This window comes from Nocardioides oceani (assembly GCF_030412965.1).
GTDB lineage: Bacteria > Actinomycetota > Actinomycetes > Propionibacteriales > Nocardioidaceae > Nocardioides > Nocardioides oceani.
In genome coordinates, this window is sequence record NZ_JAUHJQ010000141.1 from 1 (window position 1) to 280 (window position 280).

Here is a 280-nt window from a genome sequence, read left to right on the forward strand (position 1 = left end):
CCGCTCTCCTGTTCCTGGCTGTCTGGAGCAACGTCTCCCCCGGCCTGGTGACGCAGGCAGTGCTGGACAGCCCGGCCGCATCTGAATTGCCCTCCGATGGCTTTTCCCGGGGCGCCATTCTTTCGGAAGCGCGGAATATTGCGGCCGGCAAGCAAGCCACCGCCTTCAATCCGCTCGCGCAAAAATTCGTGCCGCTCTACGAAGCAGCGCAGTCCCGCTATAATTCCGCCGGTGTGTTCCTGGCGCTGATGCTGGCCTTTTCCGGCGGGGCCTATGCCTT

General features: G+C 63.2%; 1 protein-coding gene. It reads left to right on the forward strand.

The features are described 5' to 3' along the window. A partial coding sequence (locus QWY28_RS23595) for a phosphate ABC transporter permease family protein (RefSeq protein WP_300955345.1) occupies positions 1-280 on the forward strand: 280 nt, incomplete at both ends.